This window comes from Dactylosporangium thailandense, assembly GCF_059739745.1.
This window is the reverse complement of record NZ_AP029195.1, coordinates 1,747,408-1,761,787: the sequence shown is the minus strand read 5'-3', so window position 1 is coordinate 1,761,787 and position 14,380 is coordinate 1,747,408. Positions and strand designations below refer to the sequence as shown.

The 14,380-nt window shown below is 73.2% G+C and carries 14 protein-coding genes and 1 pseudogene; 7 read left to right on the top strand and 8 right to left on the bottom strand.

What is annotated here, in order from left to right; all coding sequences use genetic code 11:
- Positions 1–81 precede the first annotated feature (81 nt).
- Together AC6JBM_RS07685 and fdh are read right to left on the bottom strand one after the other, a co-directional pair.
- Positions 82–846, bottom strand: coding sequence for a 4Fe-4S dicluster domain-containing protein (locus AC6JBM_RS07685; protein WP_350611063.1), 765 nt, complete (start codon positions 844–846; stop codon positions 82–84).
- Positions 847–872: 26 nt separating this feature from the next.
- A pseudogene (gene fdh / locus AC6JBM_RS07680) lies at positions 873–4,055 on the bottom strand (formate dehydrogenase); the annotation flags it as partial.
- Between the two features lie 228 nt (positions 4,056–4,283).
- On the opposite strand from fdh, the gene AC6JBM_RS07675 reads away from it, so the two are divergent.
- A complete protein-coding gene (locus AC6JBM_RS07675; RefSeq protein ID WP_497982894.1) occupies positions 4,284–4,781 on the top strand; it encodes a metallophosphoesterase family protein in 498 nt (165 codons plus the stop codon).
- 11 nt (positions 4,782–4,792) lie between these two features.
- Positions 4,793–5,152: a DUF4180 domain-containing protein gene (locus AC6JBM_RS07670; protein WP_497982893.1), complete on the top strand. Its 360-nt coding sequence runs from the start codon at positions 4,793–4,795 to the stop codon at positions 5,150–5,152.
- A gap of 367 nt (positions 5,153–5,519) precedes the next feature.
- Here AC6JBM_RS07670 and AC6JBM_RS07665 read toward each other — a convergent pair whose 3' ends face one another.
- A complete protein-coding gene (locus AC6JBM_RS07665; protein WP_497982892.1) occupies positions 5,520–6,434 on the bottom strand; it encodes a polysaccharide deacetylase family protein in 915 nt (304 codons plus the stop codon).
- A 56-nt stretch (positions 6,435–6,490) separates the two neighbouring features.
- Here AC6JBM_RS07665 and AC6JBM_RS07660 point away from each other — a divergent pair, with 56 nt between their 5' ends.
- Genes AC6JBM_RS07660 through AC6JBM_RS07645 form a run of 4 tightly spaced genes read left to right on the top strand, consistent with a single transcriptional unit; the run spans position 6,491 to position 8,573 of the window.
- The gene (locus tag AC6JBM_RS07660) at positions 6,491–6,919 is read left to right on the top strand and encodes a helix-turn-helix transcriptional regulator (RefSeq protein WP_497982891.1); all 429 of its coding nucleotides are present in this window, start codon (positions 6,491–6,493) and stop codon (positions 6,917–6,919) included.
- A 10-nt stretch (positions 6,920–6,929) separates the two neighbouring features.
- Entirely contained in the window at positions 6,930–7,340 is a 411-nt protein-coding gene (locus tag AC6JBM_RS07655; RefSeq protein WP_350610894.1) for a VOC family protein, read from the top strand.
- Between the two features lie 26 nt (positions 7,341–7,366).
- On the top strand, positions 7,367–7,888 hold the full coding sequence (locus tag AC6JBM_RS07650; protein ID WP_497982890.1) for a GNAT family N-acetyltransferase: 522 nt from the start codon (positions 7,367–7,369) through the stop codon (positions 7,886–7,888).
- Between the two features lie 40 nt (positions 7,889–7,928).
- Positions 7,929–8,573, top strand: coding sequence for a DUF998 domain-containing protein (locus tag AC6JBM_RS07645; RefSeq protein ID WP_497982889.1), 645 nt, complete (start codon positions 7,929–7,931; stop codon positions 8,571–8,573).
- Between the two features lie 185 nt (positions 8,574–8,758).
- On the opposite strand, the gene AC6JBM_RS07640 is transcribed toward AC6JBM_RS07645, so the two are convergent.
- The gene (locus tag AC6JBM_RS07640) at positions 8,759–9,256 is read right to left on the bottom strand and encodes an ArsR/SmtB family transcription factor (RefSeq protein WP_497982888.1); all 498 of its coding nucleotides are present in this window, start codon (positions 9,254–9,256) and stop codon (positions 8,759–8,761) included.
- Between the two features lie 24 nt (positions 9,257–9,280).
- Between AC6JBM_RS07640 and AC6JBM_RS07635 the strand changes: the two genes are divergently transcribed.
- Positions 9,281–10,600 carry an MFS transporter gene (locus AC6JBM_RS07635; RefSeq protein WP_497982887.1) on the top strand — a complete coding sequence of 440 codons (1,320 nt, stop codon included), beginning with the start codon at positions 9,281–9,283 and terminating at the stop codon, positions 10,598–10,600.
- Between the two features lie 193 nt (positions 10,601–10,793).
- Here the strand turns inward: AC6JBM_RS07635 and AC6JBM_RS07630 are convergent, their stop codons facing one another.
- From AC6JBM_RS07630 to AC6JBM_RS07615, 4 genes are all read right to left on the bottom strand, one after another.
- The gene (locus AC6JBM_RS07630; RefSeq protein WP_497982886.1) at positions 10,794–11,921 is read right to left on the bottom strand and encodes a sensor histidine kinase; all 1,128 of its coding nucleotides are present in this window, start codon (positions 11,919–11,921) and stop codon (positions 10,794–10,796) included.
- A gap of 20 nt (positions 11,922–11,941) precedes the next feature.
- A complete protein-coding gene (locus AC6JBM_RS07625) occupies positions 11,942–12,664 on the bottom strand; it encodes an ABC transporter permease (RefSeq protein WP_497982885.1) in 723 nt (240 codons plus the stop codon).
- Positions 12,661–13,554 carry an ABC transporter ATP-binding protein gene (locus AC6JBM_RS07620; protein WP_497982884.1) on the bottom strand — a complete coding sequence of 298 codons (894 nt, stop codon included), beginning with the start codon at positions 13,552–13,554 and terminating at the stop codon, positions 12,661–12,663. The genes AC6JBM_RS07625 and AC6JBM_RS07620 overlap by 4 nt, the downstream gene beginning before the upstream one ends.
- Before the next feature lie 69 nt (positions 13,555–13,623).
- Complete coding sequence (locus AC6JBM_RS07615; RefSeq protein WP_497982883.1) at positions 13,624–14,292, bottom strand: DUF1775 domain-containing protein; 669 nt, start codon at positions 14,290–14,292, stop codon at positions 13,624–13,626.
- Between the last annotated feature and the right edge of the window lie 88 nt (positions 14,293–14,380).

Genomic DNA, 14,380 nt, shown 5'->3' with positions numbered 1-14,380 from the left:
AACGCGCGGGGCCGTTGGCTGGGTCGGAGCCGGACGAGTGCGCCGAGCCGTTGCCGGGGCCGGAGCCGGAAGCGTTCCCGGTCATGGGCGCCGGCCCAGGAAGGACACGGCCACCGCCGCGGCCATGGTCAGTGCGGCCCAGCCCGCCCGCTTCCACATGCCCGGCAGGTTACGCGTCGTGGCGACCGGCGCGGGCGGCAACCCGTACACCTCCGGCTCGTCCAGCAGCAGGAAGAACGCCCCCTGCCCGCCCACCCCGTCGCCGGGGTCGTGCCCGTAGAGCCTTGCCTCCGGGCGGTCCAGCTGCTCGAGCCGGGCCTCGGCGCGCTCGCGGAGCTCGTCGAGCGGGCCGTACTGGATCGACTGCGTCGGGCACGCCGTCGCACAGGCCGGCATCAGGCCGTCGCCGATGCGGTCGTAGCACAGCGTGCACTTCCAGGCGCGCCCGTCGCCCTCGCGGCGGTCGATGACGCCGTACGGGCAGGCAGTCACACAGTATCCGCAGCCGTTGCAGATGTCGGACTGCACGATGACGGTCTCGAACTCGGTGTGCATGAGCGCCCCGGTCGGGCACACGTCGAGGCAGGCCGCGTGCGTGCAGTGCTTGCACACGTCGGACATCATGAGCCAGCGCATGTCGCCGGAGTCATCGGAGCCCGGTTTCGGCGGTACAGGCTGCTCGATGAAGGCCACGTGCCGCCAGGAGTTCGCGTCGAGCCGTCCGGTGTTGTCGAACGACATGCCGAGCAGGTCCAGGCCGTCGGCCGGGACGTCGTTCCACTCCTTGCACGCGACCTCGCACGCCTTGCAGCCGATGCAGACGCTGGTGTCGGTGAAGAAGCCCATCCGCTGCGGCGTCTGGCCGATGCTCACAGGCCCGCCCTCCGGTTGTAGTCGTCGACGAGGGCCCGCAGCGCGGCGCCGCGCGGGCGGCGCCCGGGCCGCACGTCGCAGGTGCCGACCTTGGTCTCCTGGATGAGCACGTTCGGGTCGAGCACGATGCCGACGAGATCGTTCGCGGAGTCGCCGGTCGTGAGGCCGGAGGTTCCCCAGTGGTACGGCAGCCAGATCTGATGCACCGGCCTCCCGTCGATGCGCAGCGGACGCATCCGCGAGGTCACCATGACCCGCGCCTCGATCGCCGAGCGGCTGGTGACCACGTGCGCCCAGCCGAGGTGCTCCAGCCCGCGCTCGGCCGCGAGCGCGGGCGACACCTCGACGAACATCGCCGGCTGCAGCTCGGCGAGGTAGTCGAGGGTGCGGCTCATCCCGCCGGCGGTGTGGTGCTCGGTGAGCCGGCTGGTGGTGAACACGAACGGGAAGACCTCGCTGCGGACCGGGTTCATCGGGTTCTCGGAGCGCTGGTACCGCTTGCGGGTCGGGTTCGCCTGCTGCCCGTACAGCGGGTTGGAAACCGGCGACTCGGCCGGCTCGTAGTGCGTGGGCAGCGGCCCGTCGACGAGGCCGCTGGGCACGAACAGCCAGCCCTTCCCGTCGCCCTGCATGACGAACGGGTCGTCCCCGGCGATCGCGGCGGGGCCGGCCGCGCCCGGCTCCGGGCGGTACGACGGCGGCTTCGTCTTCTCGAAGTCGGGCACGTCCGGGCCGGTCCACTCGCCCTTGGCCTCATCCCAGAAGACGTAGGCCTTCCGCTCGCTCCACGGCCGGCCCTGCGGATCGGCGGACGCGCGGTTGTAGAGCATGCGGCGGTTCATCGGCCACGCCCAGCCCCATTCGAGGCCGAGCGGGTCGTCGCTGGAGGCGGGCGTGCGCCGGGCCGCGGCGTTGACCCCGCCCGCGTAGACGCCGGAGTAGATCCAGCAGCCGCAGGCCGTCGAGCCGTCGTCCTTGAGCTCGGCGAAGCCCGACACCACCGCGCCGTCGGCGACGCGGTAGCCGTTGATCTCCCGCAGTACCGCCTCCGCCGAGGGCTCGTCGTGCACGCCGTGCGTCGGGTAGTCCCACGCGAGGTCGCGCACCGCCCGGTCACGCTCCAGTGTGGACAGTCGGAGGCGGTCCTTGACCAGGCGGCCGAGGTGGTAGAAGAACCACAGCTCGGAGCGGCAGTCGCCCGGCGGGTCGACGGCCTTCTGCCGCCACTGCAGCAGCCGCTGGGTCTGGGTGAACGTGCCCTCCTTCTCCACGTGGGAGGCCGCGGGGAGCAGGAACACCTCGGTCTTGCACTCCTCGGTGACGATCTCGCCGGTCTCGATCTCGGGCGCGTCGCGCCAGAACGTGGCGCTCTCGATCTCGTACAGGTCGCGCACCACCAGCCAGTCCAGCTGCGCCATGCCGAGCCGCTGGGCGCGCCCGTGGGCCGAGCCGACCGCCGGGTTCTGGCCGAGGAGGAAGTACCCCTTGATCTTCCCGTCGAGCATCGAGAGCACCTGCTGGTAGGTGCCGTGGTCGCCGGTCATCCGCGGCAGGTACCCGAAGCCGTAGTCGTTGGCCGGGGTGGCGGCGTCGCCGAAGTACGCCTTGAGCAGGCTCACCCCGAACGCGCGCGCGTTGCCCCAGAAGCCCTTCTGCCCCGGGTGGCGCATCGCGTCGGCCCACTCGTCGAACGTGTCGTGCTTGCCCGCCGTCGGCATCGGCAGGTAGCCCGGCAGCAGGTTGAACAGCGTCGGGATGTCGGTGGAGCCCTGGATGCTGGCGTGTCCGCGCAGCGCCATGATGCCGCCGCCGGGCCGGCCCATGTTGCCGAGCAGGAGCTGGATGATCGCGCCGGTGCGGATGTACTGCACGCCGACCGAGTGCTGCGTCCAGCCGACCGAGTACACCAGCGCGGTCGTGCGCTCGCGTCCGGAGTTGCGCGTCCACGCCTCGCAGACCGCCGCGAAGTCCTCGGGCGCGACGCCGCACACCTGCTCGACGACCTCCGGGGTGTACCGCGCGAAGTGCCGCTTCAGGATCTGGTACACGCACCGGGGGTGCTGCAGCGTCTCGTCCCGCTGCGTCTCGGCCGGCACCGGGGCGCCGTGGGACTCGTGCCGGAGTCCGCCCGCGGTCTCCCGGGTCGCGTGGCCGTGCTCCGGCACGTGGTCCTGGTGGCCTTCGTACTGCCACGACGACGGGTCGTACGCCTGCGTGGCCTCGTCGAAGCCGGAGAACAGCCCGTCGAGGTCCTCGGTGTCGCGGAACTCCTCGCGCACGATCGTGGCCGCGTTGGTGTACGCGACGACGTACTCCCGGAAATCCAGCTCGTTGCTCAGGATGTAGTTGACGACACCACCGAGGAACGCGATGTCCGACCCGGCCCGGATCGGCACGAACGTGTCGGCGACGGCGCTGGTGCGCGTGAACCGGGGGTCGATGTGGATGACCTTCGCCCCGCGGGCCTTGGCCTCCATCACCCACTGGAAGCCGACCGGGTGGGCCTCGGCCATGTTCGAGCCCTGGATCACGATGCAGTCAGCGTTGGCCAGGTCCTGCTGGAATCCCGTGGCGCCGCCGCGACCGAAGCTGGTCCCCAGACCGGGGACGGTGGCGGAGTGTCAAATCCGGGCCTGGTTCTCGATCTGCAGCGCGCCGATCGCGGTGAACAGCTTCTTGATCAGGTAGTTCTCTTCGTTGTCCAGGGTCGCCCCGCCGAGGCTGGCGATGCCGAGCGTCCGGTTGAGCGGGTGCCCGTGCTCGTCGCGGTCCTGCCACGTCTCCGCACGCGCGGCGACGACCCGGTCGGCGATCATCTCGAGCGCGTCGGCGAGGTCGAGCTCCTCCCAGGCGGTGCCGTACGGCCGGCGGTACTTCACCTTCGTCGCCCGCAGCGGGCTGGTGACGAGGCTCTTGCTGGCCGAGCCCTTGGGGCACAGCCGGCCGCGCGAGATCGGGCTGTCGGGGTCGCCCTCGATCTGGGTGACCTTGCCGTCCTTGACGAACACCCGCTGGCCGCAGCCGACGGCGCAGTAGGGGCAGACGGACTTGGCGACGGAGTCGGCCTGGGTGGTGCGGGCGGTGGTGGCCTCGGTCCGGCGCGAGCGCACGGCCTCGCCGCGGCCCGTCGGATCGGGGCCGGTGAGCTGCCGGTAGACCGGCCACCTCCGCAGCCACTCCATAGCCCCCGACTCTATGCCAACCACGGGCGGCTCGCGCGCGGCCGGCCGGAGTAATGTGGTGCTTGGATTCGGGATATCCGGCGAGTAACCAGGCGCACTACGCAGAGTCTCCGGCAGCGTGATCGATTTGAATGCGTCGTGTACGGTGAGAAAGCCGGAACGCCACCGCCGAGGTCCCCTGCCGCATCTCCATCTCCATCTCCAGAAAGCCCAGGCACGACGCGAGCCATGCAAGTGCTGCTGCTAGCCGACACCCACGTCCCGAACCGCGCCCGCGACCTGCCCGCCGAGGTCTGGTCCGCCGTCGAGGCCGCCGACACCGTGATCCACGCCGGCGACTGGGTCGACGCCACCCTCCTCGACGCCCTGGAGTCCCGCGCGGCGCGGCTCATCGGCGTCTACGGCAACAACGACGGCCCGCCCCTGCGCGCCCGCCTGCCCGAGGTGGCCGAGGCCGAGCTGGACGGCGTGCGCGTGGCGGTCGTGCACGAGACCGGCCCCGCGGCGGGGCGGGAGCAGCGGTGCGCCGCGCGGTACTCGGGCCGCGACCTCCTCGTCTTCGGCCACTCCCACATCCCGTGGGACACCGTCGCGCCCGGCGGCCTGCGGCTGCTCAACCCCGGCTCGCCGACCGACCGGCGGCGGCAGCCGCACTGCACGTACATGACGGCGACCCTGACCCGGGGCTCGGTGCACGACGTGCTGCTGCACCGGCTCGCCCGGTAGCGTGAGCGACCGTGGACCACGTGGAGGAGATCAACGGCGTCAGCGCGCTCGTCCTGGCCTCGGACGGACCCCGCTACGGCGCCGAGCTCGGCGCGGGTGACCTCGTCGGTGACGCCCTCAGCCACGGGGCCGAGCTGGTCGTGATGCCCGCGGGGCGGCTCGCCGACGACTTCTTCGCGCTGCGCACGGGGGTGGCCGGCGAGATCCTGCAGAAGCTGGTCAACTACCGGCTTCGGCTGGCCGTGATCGGGGACGTGTCCGCGCACGTCGAGGCGAGTTCGGCGCTGCGGGATCTGATCCGGGAGTGCAACCGGGGGCGTGACGCCTGGTTCCTGGCCGACCGGGCCGCGCTCGACGCCAGGCTCGCGTAGCCGCACGCCCGGCCGGTTGGCCGTCCGGCGAGGGCTGGTCCAGCACAGCGACCGGGCCAACGCCGGTCCAGCACAGCGGCCAGGCGAACGCCGGTCCAGCACAGTGGCCAGACGAACGCCGCGCCCACGTTGCCCCTGACGGACAGCGCGGCTGCCCAAGAAGCGCCGCGACCGCCCGACATCGCACGCCACGAGCTGGTAAACCGCCCATACGGAACAAATCCGCAAATTTATGCAAATTTCATTACAAAGCCTCCGAAATGGGCGCAACGTCGGCCGCGGCCTGCTCGCCGTCGATCGCGGCGCCGGGTGGCCTCGTTGGAAGCGTGAACGCGTTGCATGCCCGTGAGCAGCCCCGCGGTGGGAGTCAGGCCGGCAGGCGCGTCAGGGTGAAGTAGCGCTTCATCCAGGGGATCAGCTGGCGGTACGCCACGATGGTGTCCGGCTGCGCATTGTCGTGCGACAAGACGATCGACCCCTGCCGCACATGCCCCTTGATCTGCGACACCACGCGGTCGATGTGGGCCTGGTCGTTCTTGTCCGGCTTGTGGTTCCAGTCCTGCGGGTCCACGTCCCAGTAGATCGAGGACATGCCCAGCGACTTCGCCTTCGCCACCAGGCCGGGCGTGAAGTTGCCCCCGGGCGCGCGGAAGTACTTGATCGGCGCGTCCGCCCCCACCGCGGCATGGATCGCGTCGTTCGTCTTGCGCAGGTCCGAGTCGATGTACGACGGGTCGCGCTTGGCGAGGTCCGTGAGGTGCTGCCAGGAGTGGTTGCACAGCGTGTGCCCGTCGGCGTAGATCTGGCGCACCAGCTCGGGATGGTCCCGCACCCGGAAGCCGACCACGCAGAACGTCGCCTTCACGCCGTTGTCGCGCAGCACCTTGAGGATCGCGGGGGTGTTGACCGGGTCGGGGCCGTCGTCGAAGGTCAGCGCGACCTCGGTGCCGCCGGTCCGCGACGCGGACGAGGCCGGGCCGTGCCCGGTGCCGGGCGGGCGGACGACGAACCCGCCCTCGGCGGTCCTCGCCGTCCGGCTCGGCGCCGGCCTGGCGGTCGTCGGCACCGGCGACGGCGCGGCCGAGGTCGGCGCGGCCGAGGTCGGCACGACCGGCGGCTCCGGGGCGAGCGAGAGCGTCGGCGACACGCTGGCGGGCGAGCCCGGCTGCGCGGTGCGCGACGGCTCGTGTCGGCCACACGCGACGGCCCCGACCAGCACTCCGAGCAGCACCGCCACGATCGCGGCCGGGAGAACGTATCGAGGCTTCTGGTTGCCGAGCACCTGGCCACGCTAGCGGACGACGGACAGATCCCGCATCCCCCGCGTACCGTGAGGTCGTGACCGTGCCGGTCGGACTCCTGCCTCACCTGCGCCGCGCGCGCGATCACATCGACCGGAACTACCGCGAGCCGCTGGACCTGGGCGGGGTCGCGGCGGTCGCCGGCGTCTCGAAGTACCACTTCATCCGCTGCTTCGAGAGCACCTATGGCGAGACGCCGATGCGCTATCTCACCCGCCGGCGCATCGAGCGCGCCCAGGACCTGCTGCGCGGCGCGAACCTGACCGTGACCGAGGTGTGCATGGCGGTCGGGTTCACCAGCCTGGGATCGTTCTCGGCGAAGTTCACGCGCCTGGTCGGCGAGAGCCCGACGGTGTACCGCGCGCGCTGGGTCAAGGCCGGCGCCCCCCACGTGCCGGGGTGCTGGCTGTTCATGGCCGGCGTGGTCCGCAATTTTCGAGAAGGCGGAGCCGGTCACGGCCGGTAACGTCCCGGACATGATTACGAACATCTCCCTCGTCACCGTGTACTGCCTCGACCAGGACCGCGCCCGCGACTTCTACGTGAACGTGCTCGGCTTCGAGGCCAGCATGGATGTCACCATGGGTGAGTTCCGCTGGTGCACCGTGAAGCACCCGGACCACCCCGAGCCCGAGGTCACCCTCATGGTGCCCGGCCCGCCGCTGGACGACGAGGCGGCCGCGTTCGTGCGCCGCCAGCTGGAGAAGGGCGGCATGGGCGGGCTCGGCCTGCGGGTCGACGACTGCCGCAAGACCGCCGCCGAGCTCAAGGCCAAGGGCGTCGAGTTCGTCCAGGAGCCGGAGGACCGCCCCTACGGTGTCGAGGCCGTCTTCCGCGACGACAGCGGGAACTGGCTGGTGATGGTGGAGCCGAAGATGTACGGCTGAAAGATGGACGGCTAGGGTCGGACGGGATGAGGACCGTGCACACCGCCGACCTGACCGCGGGCGAGCGCGCCCAGCTGCGCACGCTGCTCGACGCCGCCTTCGGTGACCGGTTCGCCGACACCGACTGGGCGCACGCGCTCGGCGGCCTGCACGTGCTGGGCGAGGCCGGGGGCCGGATCGTCGCCCACGCCGCGGTCGTGCAGCGCTCGCTGCTGGTGGACGGGGTGCCGCTGCGGTGCGGGTACGTCGAGGCCGTCGCGGTGCACCCGGACCACCAGCGGCTCGGGTTCGCCGCGGCGGTGCTGGACGAGGCCGAGCGCATCGTGCGCGCCGCCTACGATCTCGGCGCCCTGTCCGCCTCCGAGCGCGCCGCCGGGCTGTACGTGCGGCGCGGCTGGCAGCGCTGGAGCGGTACGACCGCGGTGCTGACGCCCGAGGGACTGGTGGCGACCCCGGACGACGACGGCAGCACGTATGTCCTGCCCGTCGGCGGCCTCCCGGGCGGCGGCGTGCTGGCCTGCGACTGGCGGTCCGGAGATTTCTGGTGAGCGGATGTCGGATCGGCCGCGGCCCGTTCGAGAAGAGGGCATGACGACTGTTACGGCCGAGATCCGGGCCAACCGCATCACCCGTTCCCTGCTCGGCTACGGCGTGCTCGCCGGGCCGCTCTACATCGGGGTGAGCCTCGCCCAGGCCCTGACCCGCGACGGCTTCGACCTCACCCGGCACGCCTGGAGCCTGCTCAGCAACGGCTCCCTCGGCTGGCTGCAGATCGCGAACTTCGTCGTCACCGGCCTCATGGTGCTGGCGGCGGCGGCCGGGATCGCGCGGGCCGTGCCGCACAGCCGCTGGGCGGGCCGGCTCGCCGGCGTGTTCGGCGCGAGCCTGGTCGCCGCCGGGTGCCTGCGGGCGGACCCGGCCATGGGCTTCCCCGCCGGTACCCCGGACGGGCCGGGCACCGTCAGCTGGCACGGCGCCGGGCACCTCGTGGCGGGCGCGATCGGTTTCCTGGCCGTCGTCGCGGCCGCCTGGGTGCTGGCCCGGCACCAGTCGCGGGGCCTGGCGCTCTACTCCCGCGTGTCCGGGACCGCGTTCCTGCTCGCGTTCGCCGGCATCGCCTCGGGCAACAGCGCGCCGGGCTTCACGCTCGGCTTCGTCGCCGGGGTCGCGATCATCTTCGCCTGGCTGGCGGTCGTGTCGATCCGGCTGTACCGCATGCTGCCCGGCGAATAACCGCGTTCACGCCCCGGCCGCCGCGTCCACGCCCCGACCATCGCGCTCACGCCCCGGTCGCCGCGTCCACGCCCGGCCGTCGCGTTCACGGGCTGGTCGTCGCGTTCACGGGCTGGTCGTCGCGTTCACGGGCTGGTCGTCGCGTTCACGGGCTGGTCGTCGCGTTCACGGGCTGGTCGTCGCGTTCACGGGCTGGTCGTCCGGAACGTGTGCACGGTCACGGCCACGGGCACGGTTCCGGGGCTGCGCGCCGGCCGGGCGGCCGCATGCAGGGCGTCCCCGAGCTGCTGGATGCCGATCCGGTACCGTTCCCAGTCCTCCGGCGCCACCCACAGCTCGCCGTCGGTGGTCACCCCCGGGTGCCGCGGGTCGCGGCGGGCCGCCCGTTCGCGCAGCCCGTGGGCGAGGGTCTCGGCCAGGAACGCGGTCCCCTCGCGCTGGTCGGACAGCGGCGAGCCGTGCACGGTGCGGTAGCGCCGCTCGTGCCCGCCCCGCCGGGTGCGCTCCTCGGCCAGTTCCACCAGACCCGCGTTCGCGAGCCGGCGCAGGTGCTGGCTGGCCAGGGCGTGCGAGATCGCCAGCTCGCGGGCCAGCTCGGCGGCCGAGCGCGGCCCCGGCCACATGAGGTTGAGCATCCGCAGCCGCAGCGGGTGCGCGAGCGCGCGCAGGACATCGTCGGCCATACTCCCAATTATATGCTTGGGAGTATGGGGGTCCTCAGCGACCGCAACGCACGGCTGTACCTCGGCGGCGTCCTCGTCTCCGGCTTCGGCGACTCGGCGATGTCCCTGGCCGCGGGCGTGTGGGTGAAGACGACGACGGGCTCGGACGCCCTGGCCGGCGTCGTGAACGCGGGCCTGTGGCTGGCGCTGCTGCTCGGCCCGGTGCTGGGCGGGGTAGCGGACCGCGTGGACCGGCGGCGGCTGCTCGTCGTGGTCAACCTGGCGCTGGGCGCGGTGATGGCCGTGGTCGCCACCGGGCACGTCTGGCTGGTGTTCGCCGCCCTGACCCTGGTCGGGGCGGGCGCGGTCCTGATCGAGGCGGCCGAGGCCGCGCTGCTGCCGTCGGTGGTCCCGGCCGGCCTGCGCGGCGACTTCAACGGCCTGACCCGCACGGTGACGGAGGGCATGAAGCTGTTCGCCCCGGCGGCCGGGGCGGCCCTGTTCGCGTGGCTCGGCGGCCCGGCGGTGGCGCTGCTCGACGCCGCGACCTTCGTCGCCGCGGCCCTGGCCTTCACCCGCCTGCGCCCGTCCCCCACGCCCGCGCCGACACCCACCGCAGACCCGCCTCCCGCACCCACGGCTCCCGCACCCGCACCCACCACACCCCCGACTCCCGTGACCGCTCCCAGCACACCTCCGGCTCCCGTGACCGCTCCCAGCACACCCCCAGCCCCCGCACCCACCACACCCCCGGCTCCCGCCTCCGCCGCGCCTCCGGATCCCGCCACGCGGCCCGGTTCCGCCGGTCGGGTGCGGGTGCTGCGCGACCGGGAGCTGCGCGTCCTGATCCTGGCGGGCGCGGCCGCGATGGTGGCGTCGAGCCTGTCGAGCACCGCCACGTACGCGCTGCTCGCCGCCCTCCACCGGCCCCCGGCCTTCGCGGGCGTGCTGACCCCGGCGCAGGGCCTGGGCTCGGTCGCGGGCGGCCTGCTCGCGGGCACCCTGATGCGCCGCGTCGGCGAGCGCGGCTACTCGGCGCTGGGCCTGGCCCTGTTCGCCGCCGGCGTCCTGCTGCGCGCCACGCCGTGGACGGGGGCGGTGCTCGCCGGCTGCGTGCTGATCGGCCTCGGCCTGCCCGCCCCGCTGATCGCCGCGATCACCGCCGTCCAGCGGCTGGTCCCGGCGCACGCGCTGGGCCGGGCGGCGGCGACCGCGAACTCGGCCATGTTCGTGCCGACGGGCCCGGCGGTGCTGCTCGGCGGCGGGGCGGTCGCGACCCTGGACTACCGCGTGCAGACGGTGGCCGCGGCGGTCCTGGCCACGGCGGCGGCGTTCACGGCCTGGCGCGCCCGCCCGGCGCCGTGACGAGGACCGCCGCCCGCCGGGACGGCTTCACAGCGAAGACGGCCTCAAGCGGCGAGGACGGCGCCCAAGCGAGCCAGCCGGGCCGGACCGGACCGAGCCGGGCCGGACCGAGCCGGGCCGGACCGGACCGCACACGGTCACCCGCCAACGCACCGCCCGCCGGAGAGACGCCCCCCGGCGACGGCGGGAGCGGTCACACCACCGAGGCGCGCAGCAGGAACCCGCCGCCGTCGCGTCTGCCGATGCTCAGCGCGCACCCCGCGGCGTCGAGCCGCTCCCGCAGCCCGCCGAGGCCGTGCCCGCCGCGGCGCTCCTCCGGCGAGGGCAACGGGCCCTGCGGGCCGCGGCCGTCGTCGCTGATCTCGACGGTGGTGCGGTCGAGGCGGATCCAGCAGTGCTTGGCATCGCTGTGCCGCACGACGTTGGTGACGCCCTCGCGGACCACCCACGCGAAGAGCTCCTGCCGCTGCGGGTCGACCGCCTCCCCCGTCACCGGCACGTCGGCCTCGATGCCGGCCGCGTCCAGGGCGCTGCGGGCCGAGGCGAGCTCGGTGGCCAGGGACATCTCGCGGTATCCGGCGACGGCCGCCCGCACGTCCGCGAGGGCCTCCCGCACGAGCCGCTGGATGTCGGTCAGCTCGGCCTCGGCGCGCTCGGGTGCGAGCTGCACCAGGCGGGCCGCCAGCTCGCTCTTGACGGACACGACGGTGAGCGAGTGGCCGAGCAGGTCGTGCATGTCGCGGGCGAAGCGGTTGCGCTCGGCCGCGATCGCCAGGCGGGTGATCTCCCCGCGGGCCTCGGCGAGCTGGGCGTTGCGCTGCACGACGCGGGTCACGCCCCACACGGCCAGGGCCGCGACCATGACCGCGAAGACCAGGTCGATGGTGCCGTCCCAGCCGGGCACGACCCGCGGGAGGACGCCGGCGGTCAGGGCCGAGCCGAACACCACGCTCCACGCGCCTCGGGGCGGGAACGCGAAGACGCCCGTCACGGCGATGTACACCAGCGACGTCAGCCCGGACTCGCCGACGACCACGGTCAGGATCGCGGCGAGCACGGTCATGGCGCCGAGGCGCAGGGCGCCCTCGGCGGGCGACGGGGGCTGGCCGGTGATCCGGTAGCGCCGGCGCACGGCGATGAAGCCGCTGAGGTACACGGCGCAGAAGCCCAGGGCGGCGACGAGGCTGACGACGCGCTGCCAGATCTCGGGGCGGTGCCAGCCGTCGAGGATCGGGCCGATCATGTAGAACAGCCAGACCGCGGCCCAGAGCCAGAAGAACCTTCCGGCACCGGGACCGCGGGCGGGCTGAGCGTTGGGCATGTCGAGCACGGTAGCGAAGCCTAGGCGCGGGCGGTGTCCACGCGGAACCGGCGCAGGGCGATGACCGCCAGCACCAGGGTCCACCCGAGGAGCACGATGACGGCCTGGGTGTCGACGTGGCCGCCGTCCAGCGGGCTGCGCGCGACCTGGCCGGTCCAGTACGACGGGGTCAGCTTCGCGATGTACCGCAGGAAGTCCGGCATCAGGCTCACCGGCACCCACAGGCCACCGAAGGCGGCGAGGGTCAGATTGATGAGCGCGGAGACCTGCTGGACGCTGTCGGGCTTGGCGAGGTACCCGATGACGACCCCCAGCGCCGCGAACGGCAGCGACGAGAGCCAGGCGCCCGCGAAGCACAGCACCCACTCGGCCGCGGTGAGCCGCACGTGCAGGCCGGCGGCGCCGATCGCGAACGTCACGATGACGGGCGGGACGGCGACGAGCAGCGCCAGCAGCACCTTGTTGAGCACGTAGGCGCCGGGCGACAGCGGGGTCAGCCGCAGGGTGCGGTTCCAGCCGAGGCCGCGCTCGACGGCGATGGTGCCGCCGCTGGAGATGGCCGCGGTCATGGCGCCGAACAGGGCCATGCTGACCATGACGTACTGCTTGGCGTCGGGATCGCCGCCGACGGACACGCCGCCGATGATGAGCACGAGCAGGGCCGGCATCAGGGTGGAGAAGATCACGACGCGCTTGTTGCGGAACAGGCGGACCGCTTCGAGGCGGAGGTAGGTGAGGTTCACGATGCGCTCCCGGCGACGGTCAGGGCGATGAAGGCGTCTTCGAGGTTGCGGCTGGTGACCTCGATGTCGTGGGCGGTGGTGGCGTCGAGCAGCGCGCGCAGGGCCGCGTCGGAGTCGTCGCAGTGCAGCAGGACCTGCTCGCCGCGGGTCTCGACCCGCTCGACGCCGGGCAGGCCGGCCAGGCCCGCGAGGTCGGCGCCGGGGACCGTGGCGCGGATGGTGCGCCCGGACACGGCCGCCTTGATCTGGGCCGAGGTGCCGTCGGCGACGATGCGCCCGGAGCGCAGCAGCACGATCCGGTCGGCGTAGTCGTCGGCCTCCTCGAGGTAGTGGGTGGCGAAGAGCACCGTGCGGCCCTGCGCGGTCTCCTCGCGCATCGAGGCCCAGAAGGCGCGGCGGGTCTCGACGTCCATGCCGGTCGTCGGCTCGTCGAGCACCAGCAGGTCGGGGTTGCTGACCAGCGCCATCGCGAAGCGGATGCGCTGCTGCTGGCCGCCGGAGAGCCCGCCGACGCGCTGCCGGGCGAACTCGGCGACGCCGGCCCGCGCGATGACCTCGCCGACGTCGCGGGGGTTGCGCTGCAGGGCCGCGGCGAGGCGTACGGTCTCCTCGGCGGTCAGGTCCGGCAGCAGGCCGCCGGTCTGCATGAGCGCCCCGACGGCGCCGCGGGCGATGGCCTTGGCCGGGGACTCGCCGTAGAGGCGGACCTCGCCGGCGTCCGGGCGCAGCAGCCCGAGCAGCATGTCGATGGTCGTCGACTTGCCGGCCCCGTTCGGGCCGAGCAGCGCGACGACCTCGCCGCGGCGGATCGTGAGATCCAGGCCGTCGACGGCGGTGACCGGCCCGAACCGTCTGGTCAGGCCGGCCAGCTGGACTGCTTCGTTCGTCATGCCCTCAGCATGGCGGCGGATCGATCCCGGTGAGGCTGCATCGCGTCACCCGCGACCCCATGACATCTGTCATGCCGAGTCGCCGCGGCGCCGCGAGCGGAAGAACAGCACCGCGGCGAGGCCCACCACGACGACGACGGCCAGCACCACCCACGGCGTGGCGGAGCTGTCGGCCTCGTCGTTGGCGGCGTCGCCCGGGGTCGTGACCGGGGCGGTGTTCGTGGTGACGGCCGGTGCCGCCGAGGTGGCCGCGGGCGACGGGGCGGCCGAGGTGGCCGCGGTGCCCGGGGCGGCCGCGGCGAGCTTGAGCACCGGCGCCGGGTTGTCGGTGCCGGGCGCGTCGATCCAGCGGTCGACCTTGCCGTCGGTGTAGGTGACGAGGGTCTTGAAGGGCAGTTCGGTGGCGTCGGCGGGGAGCTTGGCGACCTTCACCGCGTAGGCGGCGTCCTTCTTGACGGCCAGCGCCGGCCCGGTGACGGTGTACCCGTCGGCGTCGGCCGTCAGCGCCCAGCCGGACGGGCCGGAGACCCAGGTGACGTCGGCGGGCGCGATCCCGGCCGGGAGCGCGACCTTGACCGAGGCGATGCCGGCCTTGGAGCTCTCGGCCTCGGCGGTGAACGTGACGGTCACGTCCGCCGCGCCGGCCTGCGCCTTGTCGGCCTTGACTTCCACGTGGGCGGACGCCGGCGCTGCGGTGAGCGCGAGCACGGCCGCGCTCGCCGCCAGCACAACGGACACGGACCCCAGAACTCGACGTATCAGCACGCGACCGATCCTCCCAGACGACATTGGCCCGGGTAGTCGCCGCCCGGCCCGGAAAAGTTCC

Bases quoted from the DNA above. Each gene is read 5' to 3' on its own strand.
- AC6JBM_RS07620 (WP_497982884.1), bottom strand. From the start codon at position 13,554: ATGACGAACGAAGCAGTCCAGCTGGCCGGCCTGACCAGACGGTTCGGG.
- AC6JBM_RS07630 (WP_497982886.1), bottom strand. From the start codon at position 11,921: ATGCCCAACGCTCAGCCCGCCCGCGGTCCCGGTGCCGGAAGGTTCTTC.
- AC6JBM_RS07655 (WP_350610894.1), top strand. From the start codon at position 6,930: ATGATTACGAACATCTCCCTCGTCACCGTGTACTGCCTCGACCAGGAC.
- AC6JBM_RS07640 (WP_497982888.1), bottom strand. From the start codon at position 9,256: ATGGCCGACGATGTCCTGCGCGCGCTCGCGCACCCGCTGCGGCTGCGG.
- AC6JBM_RS07645 (WP_497982889.1), top strand. From the start codon at position 7,929: ATGACGACTGTTACGGCCGAGATCCGGGCCAACCGCATCACCCGTTCC.
- AC6JBM_RS07650 (WP_497982890.1), top strand. From the start codon at position 7,367: ATGAGGACCGTGCACACCGCCGACCTGACCGCGGGCGAGCGCGCCCAG.
- AC6JBM_RS07685 (WP_350611063.1), bottom strand. From the start codon at position 846: ATGGGCTTCTTCACCGACACCAGCGTCTGCATCGGCTGCAAGGCGTGC.
- AC6JBM_RS07675 (WP_497982894.1), top strand. From the start codon at position 4,284: ATGCAAGTGCTGCTGCTAGCCGACACCCACGTCCCGAACCGCGCCCGC.
- AC6JBM_RS07635 (WP_497982887.1), top strand. From the start codon at position 9,281: ATGGGGGTCCTCAGCGACCGCAACGCACGGCTGTACCTCGGCGGCGTC.